The sequence below is a fragment of the Shewanella sp. YQ_9 genome, from assembly GCF_043103185.1.
GTDB lineage: Bacteria > Pseudomonadota > Gammaproteobacteria > Enterobacterales > Shewanellaceae > Shewanella > Shewanella algae.
This window is the reverse complement of sequence record NZ_JBICJO010000059.1, coordinates 95790-115756: the sequence shown is the minus strand read 5'-3', so window position 1 is coordinate 115756 and position 19967 is coordinate 95790. Positions and strand designations below refer to the sequence as shown.

Sequence of the window (19967 nt, the reverse complement as noted above, 5' to 3'; positions counted from 1 at the left end):
ACGGTCGTCGCACTCTTGCCTTCAAAGTGTTCGTTTTATTTAACATGCTTTTGTCATATAATACAAAACAATTTCACCGGGACCCTGGTTGCCCTTGTGCAGAAGCCGCTGCCGACCGTGTCCTGTAACCGCCTGATAAGAGATTTTTGGGGGATTTGCGATTTGGATATAGGTGCCAGCCTCAAGGCTGTTAGAAAAATGAAAGGCCTGTCCCAGCGTGAGCTGGCTAAACGCGCCGGGGTGACCAACAGCACCATCTCTATGATAGAGAAAAACAGTGTCAGCCCTTCAGTCAGTTCACTCAAGAAAGTGCTTTCGGGGATCCCCATGTCGCTAGTGGAGTTTTTCTCCATAGGTGAAAACGGCACTACCGAGCAAAAAGTGGTGTATCGCTCCAATGAGCTTTTGGACATAGGCACTGGGCCACTGGAGTTCAAGCTTATTGGTCGGGATTATCCCAACCGTGCCATGTCTGTGATGTCGGAGACTTATCCCCCGGGAGCCGATACGGGTGAAGAGATGCTGCGCCACGAAGGGGAAGAAGCGGCGCTGGTGATCACCGGTCGCTTTGAACTGACGGTCGGTGAAGAGGTGTTTATTCTGGAGGCCGGTGACAGCTACTATTTCAATAGCGAACAACCACACAGGTTCCGCAATCCTTTCGATGAACCCTGTCATCTGGTCAGTGCCACCACTCCTGCCAACTTTTGATCTTCCATTTCCTCTGCTGATTGCGATTTGCTGCCCGTAAATTCACTTCGGGCAGCATATTTGCCTGTAAGTGTAAATAATATCGACCGTATAACCCCGTGTGCACCGAATTGGTGCCCGCTGAACCAGTGTGATGCAAAGCCAATTTTTTGCCTTGTTCAAGCTTGTTTACACCTATCTCAAATACAAGGGATTTTTAAATATTCATTTAAAAATAAAAGCTTAAATAATTTTAGTTTGAGGCTGCGTTTAACAGGATATTAACCTCTTGCCTGTGCGAAAAAATCCGTGTAGTGTGTGAAAAAATGAACATTTGCTTTAGTGAATGTTCAAAACTGAGACCTGGATTTGAGTGTTTTGGGGTGAGATATGGCACAGGCAGCAATGGCGTTGGTGGGTGTAACCGCATGCAATGAGCAGTTGGGGCTGCATCCTTTCAATATTGTTGGCGAGAAATACCTCTTGGGCGTGGTCGAAGGTGCCGGAGCCTGGCCCCTGGTGATCCCGGCATTGGGGGCCGATACCCCGATAGCACAACTGCTCGAACGTCTGGACGGCATATTGTTTACCGGCTCCCCCTCCAATGTTGAACCTCATCATTACCAAGGCCCGGCCAGCGAGCCGGGCACCCACCATGATCCCAAGCGGGATGACACTACCTTGCCTTTAATTCGCGCTGCCATAGAGGCCGGAGTGCCGGTACTCGGGATCTGCCGCGGCTTTCAGGAAATGAATGTGGCTTACGGCGGCAGTTTGCACCAGAAGCTCTATGAAGTGGGTGGTTTTATTGAACACAGAGAAGACAAGAGCGCGCCGCTGGAGGTGCAGTATGGCTTGTCCCACGAGGTCAGCATAGAACCTGGAGGGATGCTTTTCGACGCCTGGGGCCGTAGCCATGCGATGGTTAATTCCGTCCATACTCAGGGCGTGGAGCGCCTGGGTCAGGGGTTGCGGCCTGAAGCGCATGCTCCAGATGGTCTGATTGAAGCCTTCTCTGTCACCGACGCCAAGGCATTCGCCTTGGGAGTGCAGTGGCATCCGGAATGGCAGGTCAGAAATAACCCCTTCTACAGCGCAATTTTTAAGGCCTTTGGGGAGGCTTGCAGTCTTAGGGCGCAACAGCGGAATAAATAATATGAATAAGCTTGAAGCCTTCTTAAAAGAACAAAAAATAACCGAAGTTGAATGTGTTATCTGCGATATGACAGGTATCGCCCGCGGTAAAATTGCCCCGGTAGACAAGTTTATCGATGAAAAGGGCATGCGGCTGCCCGAGAGTGTGCTGCTGCAAACCGTGACCGGCGATTATGTCGATGATGAGGCCTACTATGGCCTGCTCAACAGCGCCGATATCGACTTTGTCTGCGTGCCCGATGAAAACGCGGTCTTTATGTTGCCCTGGACCTTGGAGGCCACTGCTCAGGTGATCCACGATACCTATGACAAGATGGGCAATCCGCTGGAGCTGTCGCCGCGCAACGTATTGAAAAAAGTGCTCAAGCTCTATGAAGACAAGGGCTGGGAGCCGGTGATTGCCCCCGAGATGGAGTTTTATCTCACCAGTCGCAGTGACGATCCCGATCTGCCACTCAAGCCCCCGGTTGGTCGTTCCGGCCGCGCCGAATCCGGACGTCAGTCCTTCTCCATCGATGCCGCCAATGAGTATGACCCCCTGTTTGAGGATATGTACGACTGGTGTGAGGCGCAGGAGCTGGATATCGATACCCTGATCCACGAGGAAGGCACGGCGCAGATGGAGATCAACTTCAGCCACGGCAATCCACTGGCGCTGGCGGATCAGGTGTTTGTGTTCAAACGCACCCTGAGAGAGGCCGCCCTCAAGCACGGCGTCTGCGCCACCTTTATGGCCAAGCCTGTGACCAATGAGCCTGGCAGCGCCATGCACCTGCATCAGAGCGTTATCGACAAGGAAACCGGCAAGAATATCTTCACCCGCGAAGATGGCACCATGAGCCAGAACTTCCTCAGTTATATCGGTGGGCTGCAGCGCTTTATGCCGGAGTTTCTGCCGTTGATGGCGCCCAACGTCAACTCATTCCGCCGCTTCCTGCCGGGCACCTCGGCGCCGGTCAATCTGGAGTGGGGCGAGGAGAATCGCACCTGTGGCCTGAGGATCCCCGAGTCTTCACCGCAAAATCGCCGCATTGAAAACCGTATCCCCGGGGCCGATGCCAACGCCTATCTGGCCATTGCCGCCAGTTTGTTGTGCGGCTATTTGGGAATAGTTGAAGACGTGAAACCTTCGACGCCGGTGCAGGGCCGGGCCAACGAAGACCGCTCTGGGATCTCTTTGCCGCAGACGCTGGAAGAGGCGATGGCCATGATGGAAGAGAGCCAATATTGCCGTAAATATCTGGGGGAAGACTTCACCACAGGTTTTGTTGCGGTCAAGCGCGCCGAGCTTGAGAATTTTCGCCGGGTGGTGAGTTCCTGGGAGCGGGAATTCCTGCTGCTGACTGTCTAAGGAGGGAGAGATGAAATCACAACAGACCCAAGGCTGGCAGGCCAAGGACCATGCCCACCACTTGCATCCCTTTACCGATCCCAAGGCGTTGAAACAGGCCGGCGGGCGGGTGATCACCCGCGCCGATGGCGTCTATATCTGGGATTCACAGGGCAATCAAATTCTCGATGGCATGGCCGGACTCTGGTGCGTCAACATGGGCTATGGCCTGCGTTCCATCGCCGATGTGGCGGCACATCAGTTGCTGGAACTGCCTTACTACAACAGCTTCTTTCAGTGCAGCCACCCGCCGGCGATTGAACTGGCCGCCGAGATAGCCGCGCTGGCACCACCTCATATGAACAAGGTGTTCTTCACCGGCTCTGGCTCAGAGGCCAATGACACCAACTTGCGCCTGGTGCGTCATTACTGGGACATCCAGGGCAAGCCGGAGAAGAAAACCATTATCTCACGCCACAATGCCTATCACGGTTCCACAGTTGCCGGTGCCAGTCTTGGCGGCATGAGTGGTATGCATGCCCAGGGCGATTTGCCCATTCCAGGCATAGTCCACATTGCTCAACCTTACTGGTATGGCGAAGGCCAGGGACTGTCTGCCGAAGAGTTTGGCATTCGCTGCGCCCGCGAGCTTGAAAGCAAGATCCTCGAGCTGGGTGAAGACAAGGTGGCGGCCTTTATTGCTGAGCCTATTCAGGGCGCAGGCGGCGTGATAGTCCCGCCGGACAGCTATTGGCCGGAGATCAAAAAGATCCTCGCCAAGTACGACATATTGTTCATCCTCGATGAAGTGATCACCGGCTTTGGCCGCACCGGCTGTTACTTTGCCGCCGAGTATTACGATCTTGAGCCGGATCTTATCACCATAGCCAAGGGGATGACTTCGGGCTACGCCCCCATGGGCGGAGTGATAGTGTCGGATAAAGTCGCCGATGCGCTGGATAAGGGCGGTGAATTTGCTCACGGCTACACTTATTCGGGCCATCCACTCAGTGCCGCGGTGGCACTGGAAAACTTACGCCTGATGAAGCAGGAAAACATAGTCGCCAAAGTGGCCGAGGAAACCGCGCCTTATCTGCAGCAGCGGCTGCGGGAAGTCTTGGCCCAGCATCCGCTGGTGGGTGAGGTGCGCGGCGTTGGCATGGTGGCCGCGCTGGAACTGGTCGCCGATAAGGCGAGTCATCAGCGCTTTGCTGCCGAGCTTGGGGTAGGTACTCAGTGCCGGGAGCATTCCATCGCCAGTGGCTTGGTGATGCGGGCGGTGGGAGACACTATGATCATCGCGCCACCCCTGGTGATAACCCAGGCTCAAATCGATGAATTGGTAACAAAGGCGAAACAAGCGCTCGATATGACCTACGCGGATGTACAAAAATCGAACGACTAAGATTGCCTGCCATTGGCGGTAAGGGCATGATATACCTTGCTGCCAAGGCGCCGATGCGGGTTTTAGGGAGTAGCATTGGTGACACTAATAACAATGACAATAAGTTAACAATTGAAGGCGGGTTACAACCGCTGCTACCCGTAAAAGGAGAGAGCATGAAGCTATTGACCAAAGTAACGTCTGTGGCACTGTTGGGAGGCCTTGCGGCCGCTGCCACGGCCCAGGCCGAAGAAGTCGTCCGGGTATATAACTGGAGTGACTATATCGCCGAAGATACCCTGGCCAACTTCCAGAAGGAAACCGGGATCCGGGTGATCTATGACGTGTTTGACAGCAACGAAGTGGTTGAAGCCAAACTGCTTTCCGGCCGCTCCGGTTATGACATTGTCGTGCCTTCGAACAACTTTCTTGCCAAGCAGATCAAGGCCGGGGCCTTTAAGCCTCTGGATAAAAGCAAGCTGAGCAACTATCAGAATCTGGATCCCCAGTTGATGAAACAGCTGGAGAAGGCCGATCCGGGCAATCAGTATGCCGTGCCTTACCTCTGGGGCACCAACGGTATAGGCTATAACGTCGCCAAGGTAAAAGAGCTGCTGGGAGAGGATGCTCCCACAGATTCGCTCGAACTGATGTTCAACCCCAAGTATGCCGAGAAGCTGTCATCCTGCGGCATGTCCATGCTGGACTCGGCCGATGATATGGTGCCGCAAGCGCTGATCTATCTGGGATTGGATCCCAACAGTACCAAGGCGTCCGACTTTGACAAGGCCGGTGAAGTGCTGGCCAAGATACGGCCTTATATCACCTATTTCCACTCATCGCGTTATATCTCGGATCTGGCCAATGGTGATATCTGTGTCGCCTTCGGTTTCTCCGGCGATATCCTCCAGGCGGCTACTCGCGCCGATGAGGCAGGTAACGGCAACAAGATTGCCTATGCCATTCCCAAGGAAGGCGCCAACCTCTGGTTCGATATGTTGGCTATTCCTGCCGACGCCGGCAATGTCGACAATGCGCTGACCTTTATCAACTACCTGCTCAGGCCGGAAGTGATAGCCCCCATCTCCAACTATGTTTCCTACGCCAACCCCAATGTACCGGCACAGAAACTGGTGGATGAGTCTATCCGCAACGATCCCGGCATCTATCCACCACAGGCAACTTTGGACAACCTGTATGTGGGGGAAATTCGTCCACTCAAGGCCCAGCGGGCCCTGACCCGGGTTTGGACCAAGGTTAAATCCGGCCAATAACAATAACTCAGGGGCCAGGTGCCCCTTCATTGTCTGATTGCGTAGTACAGGCAAACTTTACTCGTTCCACCAGCGGCGGCCGCTGAGCCGCCCATTTGGTATTTTGCGGAGAAGTATTATGGCAATCACCTCGGGCATTCCTGTCAAACCCAATAATAAAACTCAGGATGAAGTGCTGCTCAAAATCGAGCGGGTCAGCAAGCTCTTTGACGATGTTCGCGCCGTGGATGATGTGTCGCTGACCATCAACAAGGGCGAGATCTTTGCCTTGCTCGGCGGCTCAGGCTCAGGCAAGTCGACTCTTTTGAGAATGTTGGCCGGTTTTGAAAAGCCTACCGAAGGACGCATTTTTCTCGATGGTCAGGACATTACCCACCTGCCGCCCTATGAACGCCCCATCAATATGATGTTCCAATCCTACGCCTTGTTTCCCCATATGACGGTGGCGCAGAATATCGCCTTCGGCCTCAAGCAGGACAAGTTACCCAAGGCTGAAATTGAGCAGCGGGTGCAGGAGATGCTCAAGCTGGTGCATATGGAAAAATATGCCCGCCGCAAGCCGCATCAACTTTCCGGCGGTCAGCGCCAGCGGGTGGCGTTGGCCCGTTCTTTGGCCAAGCGGCCGAAACTCCTGTTGCTGGACGAGCCCATGGGAGCGCTGGATAAAAAACTGCGGACCCAGATGCAGCTGGAGGTGGTGGAAATTCTCGAGCGGGTGGGGGTGACCTGCGTCATGGTTACCCATGATCAGGAAGAAGCCATGACCATGGCCGAGCGGATTGCCATTATGAGCGATGGCTGGATAGCCCAGACCGGTTCGCCTATGGATATCTATGAAAGCCCCAACAGCCGGATGATTGCCGAGTTTATCGGCACAGTGAATCTGTTTGAGGGGGAGATCACCGCCGATGAGGTGGACCATGTGATCATTCAATCAGAGAGCCTGAACCAGGCGTTTTACGTGGGTTATGGGGTGTCTACCAGCGTCGAGGACAAGCATGTCTGGTTGGCGGTCAGGCCGGAAAAAACCCTGATCAGCCGCGAGCAGCCCGAAGAGCAATACAACTGGGCCAAGGGCATAGTTCACGATATTGCCTATCTCGGTGGTTTCTCCGTGTATTACATTCGCCTTGGCAATGGTCAGATAGTCCAGTGCAGCATGACCAACCGTGAACGCCGCGCCGATCACCCCACCTGGGATGATGAAGTCTATATCAGCTGGGAGGACACCAGTGGCGTGGTGTTAAGATCATGAAGAAGCTCAAGTTAGGATTCAAAGGCCGCCACCTGACCATAGGCTTTCCCTATCTGTGGTTGCTGCTGTTTTTCGCGCTGCCGTTCGCCATAGTATTGAAGATAAGCTTTTCCACCGCGGCGATTGCCATTCCGCCCTATGAGCCAAGTTTTCAGTATGCCGACGAAGTGCTGCAGGTATTTATCAACCTGAGTAACTATCTGTTGCTGCTCAGCGACTCCATGTACTACTCGGCCTATCTCAACTCGCTCAAGATGGCGCTGGTTTCCACCCTAGGCTGTCTGCTGCTAGGGTATCCCATGGCCTATGCCATTGCCCGGGCGCCGGCCAGGTTGCAGACAGTGCTGCTATTGTTGGTGATGTTACCCTCCTGGACCTCATTTCTTATTCGGGTCTACGCCTGGATGGGGATTTTGAGTAACACAGGGCTTATCAATAACCTGCTGCTGGGGCTTGGGATTGTTGATGAGCCGCTGCAGATGCTCAATACCAATCTGGCGGTGTATATCGGCATCATCTATGCGTATCTGCCCTTTATGATACTGCCGCTGTACGCCACCTTGGTGAAGCTGGATGTCAGCCTCTTGGAAGCCGCGGCGGATCTCGGCTCCCGCAGTATCAATACCTTCTGGAAAGTGACGCTGCCCCTGTCCAAGAGCGGCGTCATTGCCGGTTCCATGCTGGTGTTTATTCCGGCCGTGGGGGAGTTTGTGATCCCCGAGCTGCTTGGCGGGCCGGACTCGCTGATGATAGGTAAGGTGCTGTGGCAGGAGTTCTTCAACAACCGTGACTGGCCGGTGGCTTCATCGCTGGCGATAGTGATGCTGGTGCTGCTGATTGTGCCCATCACCCTGTTCCATCGCTATCAGAGCCGCAGTCTGGAGAAAGAGATATGAAGAAGCTGAGTTTCTCGACCCTGATGTTATGGATTGGGCTGGTGTTTCTGTATGCCCCCATGTTTATTCTGATTTTCTACTCTTTCAACGCCTCCAAACTGGTAACTGTCTGGGGTGGCTTTTCCGCCAAGTGGTACGCCGAGCTGTTTGCCGATCAGCAGATACTGGATGCGGTCTGGACCAGTTTGCAAATCGCCTTCTACAGTTCGACCATGGCGGTGATCATAGGCACTATGGCGGCCTTTGTGATGACACGCTTTCGTCGCTCCTGGGCCAAGCTGACGCTGTCGAACATGATTACGGCGCCCTTGGTTATGCCCGAGGTGATCACGGGTCTGTCGCTGATGTTGCTGTTTGTGCATATGTCGGATCTGCTCGGCTGGCCGGCTGAGCGGGGCAGGATGACAGTCTGGATTGCTCACTCCACCTTCTGCGCCGCCTATGTGGCCGTGGTGGTGTCATCGCGCCTCAGAGAGTTGGATCTCTCTATTGAAGAGGCGGCGATGGATCTGGGGGCGACACCGCTGAAGACCTTCTTCCTGATAACTGTGCCCATGATAGCCCCGGCGCTGATGGCGGGCTGGCTGTTGTCGTTCAGCCTGTCGCTGGACGATCTGGTGATTGCCAGCTTCGCCTCGGGACCTGGCGCCACTACACTGCCTATGGTGGTGTTCTCCTCGGTGCGGCTCGGGGTGTCCCCCAAGATCAACGCCCTGGCGACATTGATCATTCTGGTGGTATCCCTGATCGCTTTCCTGTCTTGGTATCTGGCGCGCCGCGCCGAACGCCGCAGCAGACAAACAGAGGAATAACAATTAGGCGGTTGGCTGTGACAGCCACCGCCGCTATTTTTTTCGAGTGTTTTAAATTTTGAACAAAGTGTATTTTATAATGCGTTTTCTACTGGTTTTAGTCGATTTAACTGTGTAGGATGATGCAAGTGTTAAAAATAACAAACATAAAAGGCTGGATTAACCATGACTGCCACTGCCCACACCTCCTCTTATTATGCCGATTCGGCCAATGACACCCGTGAACGCAACAGCTTAAGCGAGGTGCTGGAAACCGATGTCTGTGTGATTGGGGCCGGTTATACCGGGCTCAGCTCGGCGCTGCACCTGTTGGAGGCCGGTTTCAAGGTGGTGGTATTGGAAGCGGCCAGAGTGGGCTGGGGCGCCTCTGGCCGCAACGGTGGCCAGATAGTCAACAGCTACAGCCGCGATCTCGATGTGATAGAAAGCACTGTCGGTAAGGCGCAGGCCAAGCTGTTTGGTGAAATGGCCTTCGAGGGCGGCCGCATCATCCGCGAACGCATCGAAAAATACCAGATAGATTGTGACCTCAAAAACGGCGGGGTATTTGCCGCCATCAACCGCAAACAGATGGGGCATCTGCAGCAGCAAAAAGCCCTCTGGGAGCGATATGGCCACACAGAACAGCTGCAGCTGTTGGATGATGCCGGCATTCGCCAGGTGGTCAATACAGACCGTTATATCGGCGGCTTGCTGGACAAGAGTGGCGGACATATCCATCCGCTAAACCTGGCGCTGGGTGAGGCGAGGGCGGTGGAATCTCTCGGTGGAAAAATTTTTGAGGATTCGGCCGTAGTACGTATCGACGAAGGGGAGTACCCTATAGTACATACCGCCAATGGCCAGGTTAAGGCCAGGTTTGTGGTGGTGGCAGGAAATGCTTATCTTGGCAAACTGCTGCCCCAACTTGCTGCCAAATCCATGCCTTGCGGTACCCAGGTAATCACGACAGAACCCTTGGGTGAAGAGTTGGCCCACAGTCTGTTGCCGCAGGACTACTGCGTCGAGGACTGTAACTATCTGCTGGATTATTTCCGCCTGTCGGCCGACAAACGCCTGATCTATGGTGGCGGTGTGGTCTACGGCGCCCGAGATCCGGAGAATATCAAAGCGATTATCCTGCCCAAACTGCTCAAGACCTTCCCCCAATTGAAAGGGGTCCGTATCGACTACACCTGGACAGGTAACTTTCTGCTGACACTCTCCCGTTTGCCTCAGGTCGGCAGGATTGGCAGCAACATCTATTACTCCCAGGGCTGCAGTGGTCATGGGGTGACTTATACCCACCTGGCGGGCAAGTTGATTGCCGAGGTGCTGACCGGACAGGCGGAGCGTTTCGATGCCTTTGCCAGCCTGCCCCATTATCCATTTCCCGGCGGACATGCCCTGCGAGTCCCCTTTTCTGCGCTCGGCGCCTGGTATTACAGCCTGAGGGACAAACTGGGTATTTGATGCCTATCCGTACAAGGGCGCTTGGCGCCCATTTAAAGGAGTCGCAATGAAACTTAACCAGAGTGAGCTGCTGCGTGAACAAGCCTATATCGAAGGCCAGTGGCTGGACGCAGACTCAGGCAAGAAGGTCAATATTTTCAACCCGGCCACCGGCGAGCGTATCGGCAGTGTGCCCGAGATGGGCGCATTTGAAACCCACAGAGCCATAGATGCCGCCGAGCGGGCTCTTCCGGCCTGGCGGGCGTTGACCGCCAAAGAGCGCAGCAGCATTCTCAAACGCTGGTTCGAGCTTATCAATCAACACGCCGATGACCTGGCGCTGCTGATGACCACAGAGCAGGGTAAGCCTCTGGCAGAAGCCCGCGGTGAGGTCACCTATGCCGCTTCCTTTATCGAGTGGTTTGCCGAAGAGGGCAAGCGGGTTTATGGCGATACTATCCCCGGCCATCAACAAGACAAGCGCCTGTTGGTGATCAAGCAGCCCGTGGGCGTGACCGCGGCCATTACTCCCTGGAACTTCCCGGCGGCGATGATCACCCGTAAGGCGGGGCCAGCACTGGCGGCCGGTTGCACTATGATAGTCAAACCGGCGCCGCAGACCCCTTTTACCGCTCTGGCGCTGGCCTACCTGGCGATTGAAGCCGGCATTCCTCCCGGCGTCTTCAGCGTGATTACCGGCGATGCCAAGGCGATAGGCAATACCCTTTGCGACAGCGCCGTGGTGCGTAAGCTGTCTTTCACCGGCTCGACCAGCGTGGGCATTCATCTGATGCAGCAATGCGCCGCCACCCTGAAGAAACTGTCACTGGAACTCGGCGGCAACGCGCCCTTTATCGTGTTTGATGATGCTGATCTGGATGCGGCGGTGGAAGGGGCGATGATCTCCAAATACCGCAATGCCGGTCAGACCTGCGTCTGCGCCAACCGCATCTATGTACAGTCGTCCGTTTACGATGCCTTTAGCGAAAAGCTGGCCGCCAAAGTGGCCGAGCTCAAGGTGGGTGTCGGCACAGAGTCCGGCATTACCACAGGGCCGCTTATCGACAAGAATGCGGTGAAAAAGGTGCAGGCTCATCTCGAGGATGCCGTCTCCAAAGGCGCCAGAGTCAAGACAGGTGGCCGGGCGCTGGGCGGTAACTTCTTCGAGCCCACTATTTTGACCGAGGTGAATGGCAGCATGCGGGTCGCCAAAGAGGAAACCTTTGGCCCGCTGGCGCCGCTGTTCCGCTTCGACAGTGTCGATGAAGTGATCGCCATGGCCAACGATACCGAGTTTGGCTTGGCGGCCTATTTCTACGCCAGGGATATCTCCAGAGTCTGGAAAGTTGCCGAGGCGCTGGAATACGGCATGGTGGGGATCAATACCGGGCTTATCTCCAACGAAGTGGCGCCTTTTGGTGGCATCAAGGCCTCGGGGTTGGGACGGGAAGGCTCTAAATACGGCATAGAGGAATATCTGGAGATCAAGTATCTCTGCCTCTCGGTCTGATTAACCCATGTCCCGGCGATGCCGGGACAACAACAGAGGATAGCAGGATGATAAGCAATGACTCTCTGATGGTGCGGCGCCAGGCCGCAGTGGCACCGGGTGTGGGACAGATACACCCTGTGTTTGTGGAACGGGCGGAAAATGCCCGGGTATGGGACGTCGAGGGCCGCGAATATCTGGACTTTGCCGGAGGCATAGCCGTGCTCAATACCGGGCACCTGCATCCCAGAGTCAAGCAGGCGGTTGCCCGCCAGTTGGAAGACTTCTCCCATACCTGTTTTATGGTGCTGGGCTATGAGAGTTATGTGGCCGTCTGCGAGAAGCTCAACGCCCTGGTTCCCGGGGATTTCGCCAAGAAGTCGGCGCTGTTTACCAGTGGCTCGGAGGCGGTGGAAAATGCCCTTAAGGTCGCCAGGGCCTATACCAAACGCAGCGGCGTCATCGCCTTTACCTCAGGCTATCATGGCCGCACCATGGCAACGCTGGCGCTCACCGGCAAAGTGGCGCCCTACAGTAAGGGCATGGGGCTGATGCAGGCCAACGTGTTTCGTGCCCAATATCCCTGCGCGCTGCATGGTGTGAGTGACGACGATGCGATGAAGTCCATCGAGCAGATTTTCAAGAATGATGCCGAGCCGGCGGATATTGCCGCCATTATTCTTGAGCCGGTGCAGGGCGAGGGCGGCTTCTATGCCGCATCCCCCGAGTTTATGGCGCGGCTGCGCAAGCTGTGTGACAAGGAAGGGATAGTGCTGATTGCCGATGAGGTGCAGACGGGCGCCGGCCGTACCGGCACCTTCTTTGCCATGGAACAGATGGGTGTTGCCGCCGATATCACGACTTTTGCCAAGTCCATTGCCGGTGGTTTCCCGCTCTCCGGCATTACCGGCCGGGCCGAGATGATGGATGCCATAGGCCCCGGCGGTTTGGGAGGCACCTATGGCGGCAATCCGCTTGCCTGCGCTGCCGCCCTGGCGGTGATAGAAACCTTCGAGAAGGAACAGCTGCTGGCGCGGGCCAACCAGGTGGGCACTGTCATTAAAGAGGCGCTTGGCAAGCTGCAACAGGAATACGACTTTATTGCCGATGTTCGCGGCCTCGGCGCCATGGTGGCCATGGAGCTGGTTGAAGACGGTGTGCCGAAGCCGGAGTACTGCGCGCGAGTCCTTACCTTGGCGAGGGAGCGCGGTCTTATCCTGCTTTCCTGTGGCACTTATGGCAATGTACTGCGTCTCTTGGTGCCTTTGACCGTCAGTGACAGGGATCTGCAGCAGGGGCTGGAGATTATTGCCGAGTGTTTCCGGCAACTGCGTAGTTGAGCCAGAAGGATGATAGGGAAGCCCAGCGCTTCCCTTTTTTATGTCTGTGACCCATCCGGAATACAGTTGACACTTTCCAGACTTATTTGGGAAGAGAGTAACAAGTACCAAGCGAACTCAGTGGGGGGCCCTTGCCTTTAATTGGCCGTTGCCGAGCAAGTGGAAAAGACGAAATGACTTATCGGCAAGCTCAGCAGCGCCAATGGCAGTGCAAGCCAGAGTGCCGCGAAGGCTTATTGGCACTTTCCTTGGTAAAAATAATCCATAAGTGCTAGTAGATTGAGACAGGGAGAGTCCATGGTGCTATCTTTGTAGCTGTTAACCTTTCATTTACAAGCGCATTGCGCCCGCCGCTATCAGGAGCCTTGGATGAAGCAACTCTCCATCGGAACCAAACTTCTCTGGATAACTTCGGCGCTGTTTCTCATAACAGTGGCCATTCTCTCCATCAGTCTCTGGTGGTCTCTGTCGGATCAAAACCAACGTCTGTCGGCAGAGGTGCAGCAGACGCTGGAGCTGGAGATCCGCGATAAGCTCGAGGCCAGTGCGGCCCAATACGGTGAGAAAGTCGCCGGTTTTATTGATGAGGCCTACCGCATTCCCTGGTCACTGGCGGGGATTCTGGAGCTGACCTCTGAGCGGGATCCTATGACCCGGGAAGAAGTGCAGACAACCGTCGAGGCGGTGCTCAGAAAGAACAGCCAGGTTTCCTCCATCTATGCCCAGTTTGAGCCCGATGGATACGACGGCCAGGATTGGCAGTATCAACAGCAAGCGAGCAAACACAGTGTGCCTGGCGCCGGGTCGTTGGAGATCTACTTTACCCGCAACAACGACGGCAGTATTGAGCAACACCAGGTGGATGATGCCGAGGAGAAGTATGTCGCCACGCTCAACGAGTTTGGCATTCGCGAGGCCGAGTGGTATCTGTGCGGTAAAGATACCCTCAAGCCCTGCCTGATGGAGCCCTACCTGTATGAGATAGCTCCGGGCAACAATGAGTTGATGACCTCCTTGACTGTACCGGCGCTGCGCGATGGCAAGTTTGCCGGTATCGTCGGGGTGGATGTCAATCTACCGGTATTTCAGAAACTGATCGATCAGCTGTCGCAGTCGCTCTATCAGGGCAAGGCCAAGGTTACTCTGCTCAGCAGCAAGGGGCTGGTGGTGGCTGCCAGTCATTACAGCAAGAAGGCGCGGCCACTGGCCGAGTCTGTCGCCCCTGAGCTGGCCGCCAAAATGGTGGCCCTGGCCGGCGGCGAGGGCTTTATGTTGACGGACAATGACATAGTGGTTGCACACCGCATCGACATTCCTCTTTCCGGTAGTCGCTGGTCGCTGTTGATTGAAGTGCCCAAGGTGGACGCCTTTGCGCCCGTGGCCAAGCTCAGTGGAGAGATGACAGTGATGGCCACCGAACTGGGCAGCTTGCTGCTCGGGGTTGGCGTCTTGGTATCTGTGCTGGCGGTACTGGCCATAGCTTTGGTGATCCGCAGCATATTGGCACCGCTCAAGAGTATTCAATCCCGGGTTGAGAATCTGGCCAGTGCCGAAGGCGACCTGACCCAAAGCATTCAGGTGACTTCCCACGCCGAGCTTATCGCCCTCGGCGCCGGGGTAAACGCCTTTATTCTCAAACTCAGGGAGCTTATCCGTGAGCTGAAAATGCTTGCCGGACGCTCCCGTGATGAGGGCCAAACCACAGCAGAGATTGCCCGCCAGACACTGGACAGTGTCAATCGCCAATACAGTGAGATAGAGAGCGTGGTGGCCGCGGTCAACCAGATGAGCGCCACGGCCCATGAAGTGGCCAAGGCTTCGGAGCAGACGGCATCGGAAACCGAGTCCATGGCGGTCAATGTCCGCGACAGTGAAACCAGCCTCAACAAGGCGATGGATTACGTCAATACCATGTCCAGTGAGTCGATGCAGGCTAAGGCCGCCGTCGCCAAGGTGGCGGAGAGCAGCAATAACATCAGCAGCATTCTGGAAGTGATCAGCGCCATCGCCGAACAGACCAATCTGTTGGCGCTCAATGCGGCGATTGAAGCGGCCCGCGCTGGCGATCAGGGCCGAGGTTTCGCCGTGGTAGCGGATGAGGTGAGGGCGCTGGCTTCCAAGACCCAGAGCTCGACTCTGGATATTGGTCGTCTAATCGAGTCACTGCAGCAGGAAGTGGGCAGCGCCTCCAATATTATTGAGCGCGGAGTGGAGCAGGCCAAAAACGCCGTGTCGCAAACAGAGCAGGCACTCAGCGCTCTGAATCTTATGGTCAGCCAGCTGGATCAGATCTCGGCGCAGATCACCCATATTGCCACGGCGGCCGAGGAGCAAAGCGCTGTCACCGAAGAGGTGAACAAGAATATCACCGGCATCTCAGACTCGGCGGCCGAACTGGCGCGTCTGGCTGGTGAGGCGGAGCAGAGCAGTCAGACGCTGGCACAGTTGGTGGACAGCCAAAACGATCAATTGGATAGACTCAAGACCTAAGGAAGATGCTAATAAGTCCTCGAGGCTTACATACCCGTCTACTGCATTGTGCTTCTGCAAAGGACTTGGGCCATTTGTTGCGAACCACGCCTTGCATCCATGCATGTAAGCCGACGCATGGAACACATGGGGCTTGTTCGCACCTTCTCCAAGCAAACAAAAAGAACCCAGCCTCGGCTGGGTTCTTTTTTAGAGGAGCGAGAGACGCCTTCGGATCAATGCCTGTGATGTTCATCAGACAGGGACGCGACGGTATCGACCACATTGCGGGCTCCGTCGAGAATCGCGCCCATTACGTCTGCGACTTCCTGCAGCTGGGTCTTACCCTGGTTGGCCGCCTCAGCCACCGCCGCCATTTCCCGGGTGGCCTTGTCTGTGAGCTGACCATTTTGACTGACGACAGAGCCTATCTCCTTGGTGGACTCACTGGTGCGGGCCGCCAGTTGCCTGACTTCATCGGCGACGACGGCAAACCCCCGTCCTTGCTCACCGGCACGCGCTGCTTCAATCGCCGCATTGAGCGCCAACAGGTTGGTCTGCTCTGCAATGGCGCTTATGGTCGAGACTATCGCCTGGATATTGCGTGACTGCTCATTGAGCTGAGCTATCGCCTCTGAGGCCTGCTGTACCTGAGACGCTATGCTGTTGGAGGTGGCGGTTACCCTGTCCAGCCTGTCTATCGCCTGCTCGACTGTGGCACCGGTATTCAGCGCCGTGCTGTGGGCTATTTCGGCCGCTTCCTTAATCGCCTGGGACTTTTCTATCCTGGCGGTGATATCACTGGCAAACTTAATCACCTTGATCACCTTACCGGCGGGATTGCGTATGGGGTTATAGCTGGCCTCAAGCCAGACGGTTTGCCCCAGTTTATTGAAGCGTTTAAACAGCCCTGACTTGAACTGGCCCTTGTTGAGCTCTTCCCAAAAATGGGGGTGTTCCCGGTAGAAGGCCTCGTCACAAAACAGCTTGTGGTGTTGCCCCTTCAGTTCAGCCCGGGTATAGCCCATGACGTCGAGAAAATTGGCGTTGGCTTCAATGATATTACCTTTGGGATCAAACTCGATAATCGCCTGGGAGTTATCCAGGGCGTTGGCCACGGCTTTTTGAGTGTCGGTTTCCATTTGGCTGTTGGTGACATCGGCGGCAATCTTCATGACGCGGGTGACTTTACCCTGCTCAAACACGGGGAAATAGGTGGCCTGCAAATAAATGCTGCTGCCATCTGCATGGCGACGTTCAAACACCCCGGCAGCGGCTTTTCCTTGCCTGAGCTGTTCCCAAAAACTGCGGTACTGGGTTGAGGCGGCATAATCGGCCTGACACAAGGTTTTGTGTGGCATGCCTTTGAGCTTCTCATGCTCCAGGCCAAACAACTCGGCAAACAGGCGATTGGCTTCTATCACTGTGCCGTCGGGCGTGAATACCACACAGGCAAGCGACTGCTCTATGGCTTGCACTGTTGCCAGTTGCTTGGACAGCTGCAATTGACATTGTACCAGGGCTTGTTTGGACGATTTATTAAAAAACATAAAACAGATCCCCACTTGTTAGGTTTAGTCGGCAGCTTGCTGTCGGCTCGTATTCTGAGGCGAGAATCCATTTCGCAGTTGTCATTCCTGATGCAGGGCTGCAGCTTTAACTTATTATAGCTTCAGTGAAAGGTAACATAAGCGTGGCAGAGTAAAAGGTGTGGATGAAGCCAAAGTCAAGATACCACTCCTGTGCCGCGGCGCTTAAGGTATAAGGCTTGTCGGCAGGCTATCAGCTTTTAATGAACATAAGATGTCAAGCTGCGGAAAAGTGATCGCGAGTTTCTCTAAATATAAGCTCTGGCCGGCAAAGAGATTCCCGGATTGCCTTGTCTGGCTTCTATTGGGAACTGGCAAATCGGTTATAAGGGGTTATCGCAGGTGGCATGTATGTTTGATTATGAAAATCAATCGGTTAAAAAGCTGTTTTCCTGCTTGATAAAGAGAACTCGTTTGGGCTTTGGGCCGCTACAGTTTAGTAAGTTGTGATATTTATCACAGTTTGCCCGGGCATAAGATCCCACTCTGTTATGGCTATTTTATCTTTAGTCGCCATTGAGCGCGGCTATCGCCAACAAGCAAAAGGAGTGTATATGGCAACCAAGAAAGTCAAGGCACCCACCATAGATATAGGTATCTCTGATGCGGATCGTAAAAAAATTGTCGCGGGGCTTTCTGCGCTGCTGGCCGACAGTTATACCCTGTATCTGATGACCCATAATTTCCATTGGAACGTCAAAGGGCCGCAGTTCAACAGCCTGCATCTAATGTTTATGGAGCAATACACAGAGCAGTGGAATGCGCTGGATGAAATCGCCGAGCGGATCCGCGCCCTGGGGTATCCGGCGCCGGGGACTTATAAGGAGTTTGTGCGCCTGGCATCCATCAAGGAAGTGGAAGGTGTGCCCTCTGCCAATGAGATGATATTGCACCTGGTCGAAGCCCAGGAGGCCACGGCCCGCACCGCCAGAGCCCTGTTCCCCGTTATCGACAAGGCCAATGACCAGCCTAGCGCCGATCTGCTCACCCGCAGATTGGAAGTCCACGAAAAGACAGCTTGGATGCTGCGTAGCTTGCTGGAGGAATAGCCTAAACGCTAGGCGCTACGCATCAAAAAGCCGCCCCGGAGTGCTCCAGGGGCGGCTTTTTTACTCTTGCTAACTTGAAGAGGCTGCTGTGTTGGCAATCTTCGTTCATCCCAATCACATAGTTTGCCCATGTTGATGGGGAGCCACTCTTGCAGCCTTTGCCTCTTTGCCGCAACGCCAAGTCGTTTGGCGCTATTTATTCAAGGCTTAAGTGCCTTTCTCAAGGTGTCAGGCCTTTTCGGGAATACGTTCCAGTACAGCCAACAGCAGCTGCCAATATTGGCCCACTGTGGTGATATTCACCATTTCATCCGGGCTGTGAGGGAAACGTATGGTGGGGCCGATAGACACCATATCCATGGCCGGATAGGGCTCCTTGAACAGGCCACATTCCAAACCGGCATGGATCACCATGATCACCGGCTCTTTATGGTAGATGTCCTGATAGGTGTCGCGCACAATCGCCATCACAGGAGACTGGCTGTCTGGTTTCCAGCCTGGGTAGGCGCCGGAGAGATCGATTTCGGCACCGGCCAGGTTGGCCAGGGCGATCAGCATGCCCTCAATCTGGCTGCGGCCTGAGTCAATCAAGGAGCGGATCAGGCACAGGAGTTTAACATCCTGCTCGCTGGTATTGATCACCCCGAGGTTGAGTGAGGTCTCGGTCACGCTTTCAATCTCGTCACTCATCCGCATGACACCATTGGGGCAGGCATGCAGCAGATCGATAAGAGTGTTCTGACTCTGCTCGCTCATCACTTTGGCAGGCAGCGGCACTTCGGTGAGAGTCAGGCAAGCGGCCGGATCGGCAACCGCCAGCTCTTCTCTAAGCAGTGCCTGGAAAGCCGCGGCGGCTTCGCTCAAAGCTGTGGCTTGTTCGGCCGGTACCAGAATAGTGGCACTGGCTTCACGGGGAATGGCGTTACGCAGCGAGCCGCCGTTGAATTCGGCCAGTTCCAGCTGCAGGCTTTCGCTGTGTTCAAACAGAAAACGGGCCAGCAGCTTGTTGGCATTACCGCGTCCCAGGTGAATGTTCACCCCTGAGTGGCCACCCTTTAGCCCGGAGAGTGTCAGGTTGAATGCCTGGAAACCATCGCCTGTGGCTTCCCAGACCATGGGCAGGGTGATCTCGGCATCCACGCCACCGGCGCAGCCCATGTAGATCTCGCCTTCCTGCTCGGAATCTGTGTTGATCAGGATTTCACCGCGAAGCATACCGGCTTCCAGGCCAAAGGCTCCTGTCATACCCGCTTCTTCATCTATGGTCAGCAGCACTTCCAGTGGCCCGTGGGGAATATCGTCACTGCCGAGAATTGCCAGCGCCGATGCCATGCCTATGCCGTTATCGGCACCCAGAGTCGTGCCCTGAGCCTTGACCCAGTCGCCGTCAATCCAGGGCTGGATCGGATCTTTGACGAAGTCATGCTCTTTATCGGCATTTTTCTGCGGCACCATATCGATATGGGCCTGGATCACCACGGGTTTGCGGTTTTCCATCCCGGGAGTGGCATCTTTGCGAATAATCAGGTTACCGACTTTATCTTCGATAACCTCAAGCTGACGGTCTTTGGCCCAGTTCTGAATATACTGGCTGAGCGCGGCTTCATGCTTGGATGGGTGAGGAATGGCACAGATTTGTTCAAACCACTGCCATAGAGGCTGAGGTTGCAATTGGCTGAGACTGGACACAGCAAACTCCTGATCTTTTCGTCTGGTTGGCGGGCTTGGACCGGGCCAAGCGCGAGTTGTCACCAGTCTACCACAGAGCGACGTAAGGGCGCAGAACCCAGTTGGGACAATTGTT

Annotated in this window: 15 protein-coding genes; 13 read left to right on the top strand and 2 right to left on the bottom strand. The window is 55.1% G+C overall.

Features of this window, described 5'->3' with window-relative positions; translation table 11 throughout:
* Positions 1-162 precede the first annotated feature (162 nt).
* The 12 genes from ACF8D4_RS16345 (at position 163) to ACF8D4_RS16290 (ending at position 15546) form a co-directional block, all read left to right on the top strand.
* Complete coding sequence (locus ACF8D4_RS16345; RefSeq protein WP_028780691.1) at positions 163-711, top strand: cupin domain-containing protein; 549 nt, start codon at positions 163-165, stop codon at positions 709-711.
* Between the two features lie 369 nt (positions 712-1080).
* Positions 1081-1845, top strand: coding sequence for a gamma-glutamyl-gamma-aminobutyrate hydrolase family protein (locus ACF8D4_RS16340; protein WP_028780690.1), 765 nt, complete (start codon positions 1081-1083; stop codon positions 1843-1845).
* A 1-nt stretch (position 1846) separates the two neighbouring features.
* Positions 1847-3196 (top strand): glutamine synthetase family protein, encoded by a 1350-nt coding sequence (locus ACF8D4_RS16335; RefSeq protein ID WP_028780689.1) that lies wholly within the window; start codon positions 1847-1849, stop codon positions 3194-3196.
* Between the two features lie 10 nt (positions 3197-3206).
* Entirely contained in the window at positions 3207-4580 is a 1374-nt protein-coding gene (locus tag ACF8D4_RS16330; protein WP_096141576.1) for an aspartate aminotransferase family protein, read from the top strand.
* A 155-nt stretch (positions 4581-4735) separates the two neighbouring features.
* Positions 4736-5833: a polyamine ABC transporter substrate-binding protein gene (locus tag ACF8D4_RS16325; protein WP_025009893.1), complete on the top strand. Its 1098-nt coding sequence runs from the start codon at positions 4736-4738 to the stop codon at positions 5831-5833.
* Positions 5834-5951: 118 nt separating this feature from the next.
* Positions 5952-7088 (top strand): polyamine ABC transporter ATP-binding protein, encoded by a 1137-nt coding sequence (gene potA / locus ACF8D4_RS16320; protein WP_025009894.1) that lies wholly within the window; start codon positions 5952-5954, stop codon positions 7086-7088.
* Positions 7085-7984 (top strand): ABC transporter permease subunit, encoded by a 900-nt coding sequence (locus ACF8D4_RS16315; RefSeq protein WP_096141575.1) that lies wholly within the window; start codon positions 7085-7087, stop codon positions 7982-7984. Before potA ends, ACF8D4_RS16315 begins: the two co-directional genes overlap by 4 nt.
* Complete coding sequence (locus ACF8D4_RS16310) at positions 7981-8796, top strand: ABC transporter permease subunit (RefSeq protein WP_025009896.1); 816 nt, start codon at positions 7981-7983, stop codon at positions 8794-8796. Before ACF8D4_RS16315 ends, ACF8D4_RS16310 begins: the two co-directional genes overlap by 4 nt.
* 165 nt (positions 8797-8961) lie before the next feature.
* The gene (locus ACF8D4_RS16305) at positions 8962-10248 is read left to right on the top strand and encodes an FAD-binding oxidoreductase (RefSeq protein ID WP_025009897.1); all 1287 of its coding nucleotides are present in this window, start codon (positions 8962-8964) and stop codon (positions 10246-10248) included.
* Between the two features lie 46 nt (positions 10249-10294).
* Positions 10295-11737 carry an NADP-dependent succinate-semialdehyde dehydrogenase gene (gabD, locus tag ACF8D4_RS16300; RefSeq protein ID WP_392465914.1) on the top strand — a complete coding sequence of 481 codons (1443 nt, stop codon included), beginning with the start codon at positions 10295-10297 and terminating at the stop codon, positions 11735-11737.
* Positions 11738-11784: 47 nt separating this feature from the next.
* Positions 11785-13056 (top strand): 4-aminobutyrate--2-oxoglutarate transaminase, encoded by a 1272-nt coding sequence (gene gabT / locus ACF8D4_RS16295; protein WP_025887874.1) that lies wholly within the window; start codon positions 11785-11787, stop codon positions 13054-13056.
* Positions 13057-13425: 369 nt separating this feature from the next.
* Complete coding sequence (locus ACF8D4_RS16290; protein WP_392465912.1) at positions 13426-15546, top strand: methyl-accepting chemotaxis protein; 2121 nt, start codon at positions 13426-13428, stop codon at positions 15544-15546.
* A 215-nt stretch (positions 15547-15761) separates the two neighbouring features.
* On the opposite strand, the gene ACF8D4_RS16285 is transcribed toward ACF8D4_RS16290, so the two are convergent.
* Complete coding sequence (locus ACF8D4_RS16285) at positions 15762-17075, bottom strand: PAS domain-containing methyl-accepting chemotaxis protein (protein ID WP_101058985.1); 1314 nt, start codon at positions 17073-17075, stop codon at positions 15762-15764.
* A 593-nt stretch (positions 17076-17668) separates the two neighbouring features.
* Here ACF8D4_RS16285 and ACF8D4_RS16280 point away from each other — a divergent pair.
* Positions 17669-18163 (top strand): Dps family protein, encoded by a 495-nt coding sequence (locus ACF8D4_RS16280; protein WP_025009901.1) that lies wholly within the window; start codon positions 17669-17671, stop codon positions 18161-18163.
* Between the two features lie 228 nt (positions 18164-18391).
* Here the strand turns inward: ACF8D4_RS16280 and ACF8D4_RS16275 are convergent, their stop codons facing one another.
* Positions 18392-19852, bottom strand: a complete 1461-nt coding sequence (locus tag ACF8D4_RS16275; protein ID WP_144191387.1) for an aminoacyl-histidine dipeptidase — start codon at positions 19850-19852, stop codon at positions 18392-18394.
* Positions 19853-19967: the final 115 nt, after the last annotated feature.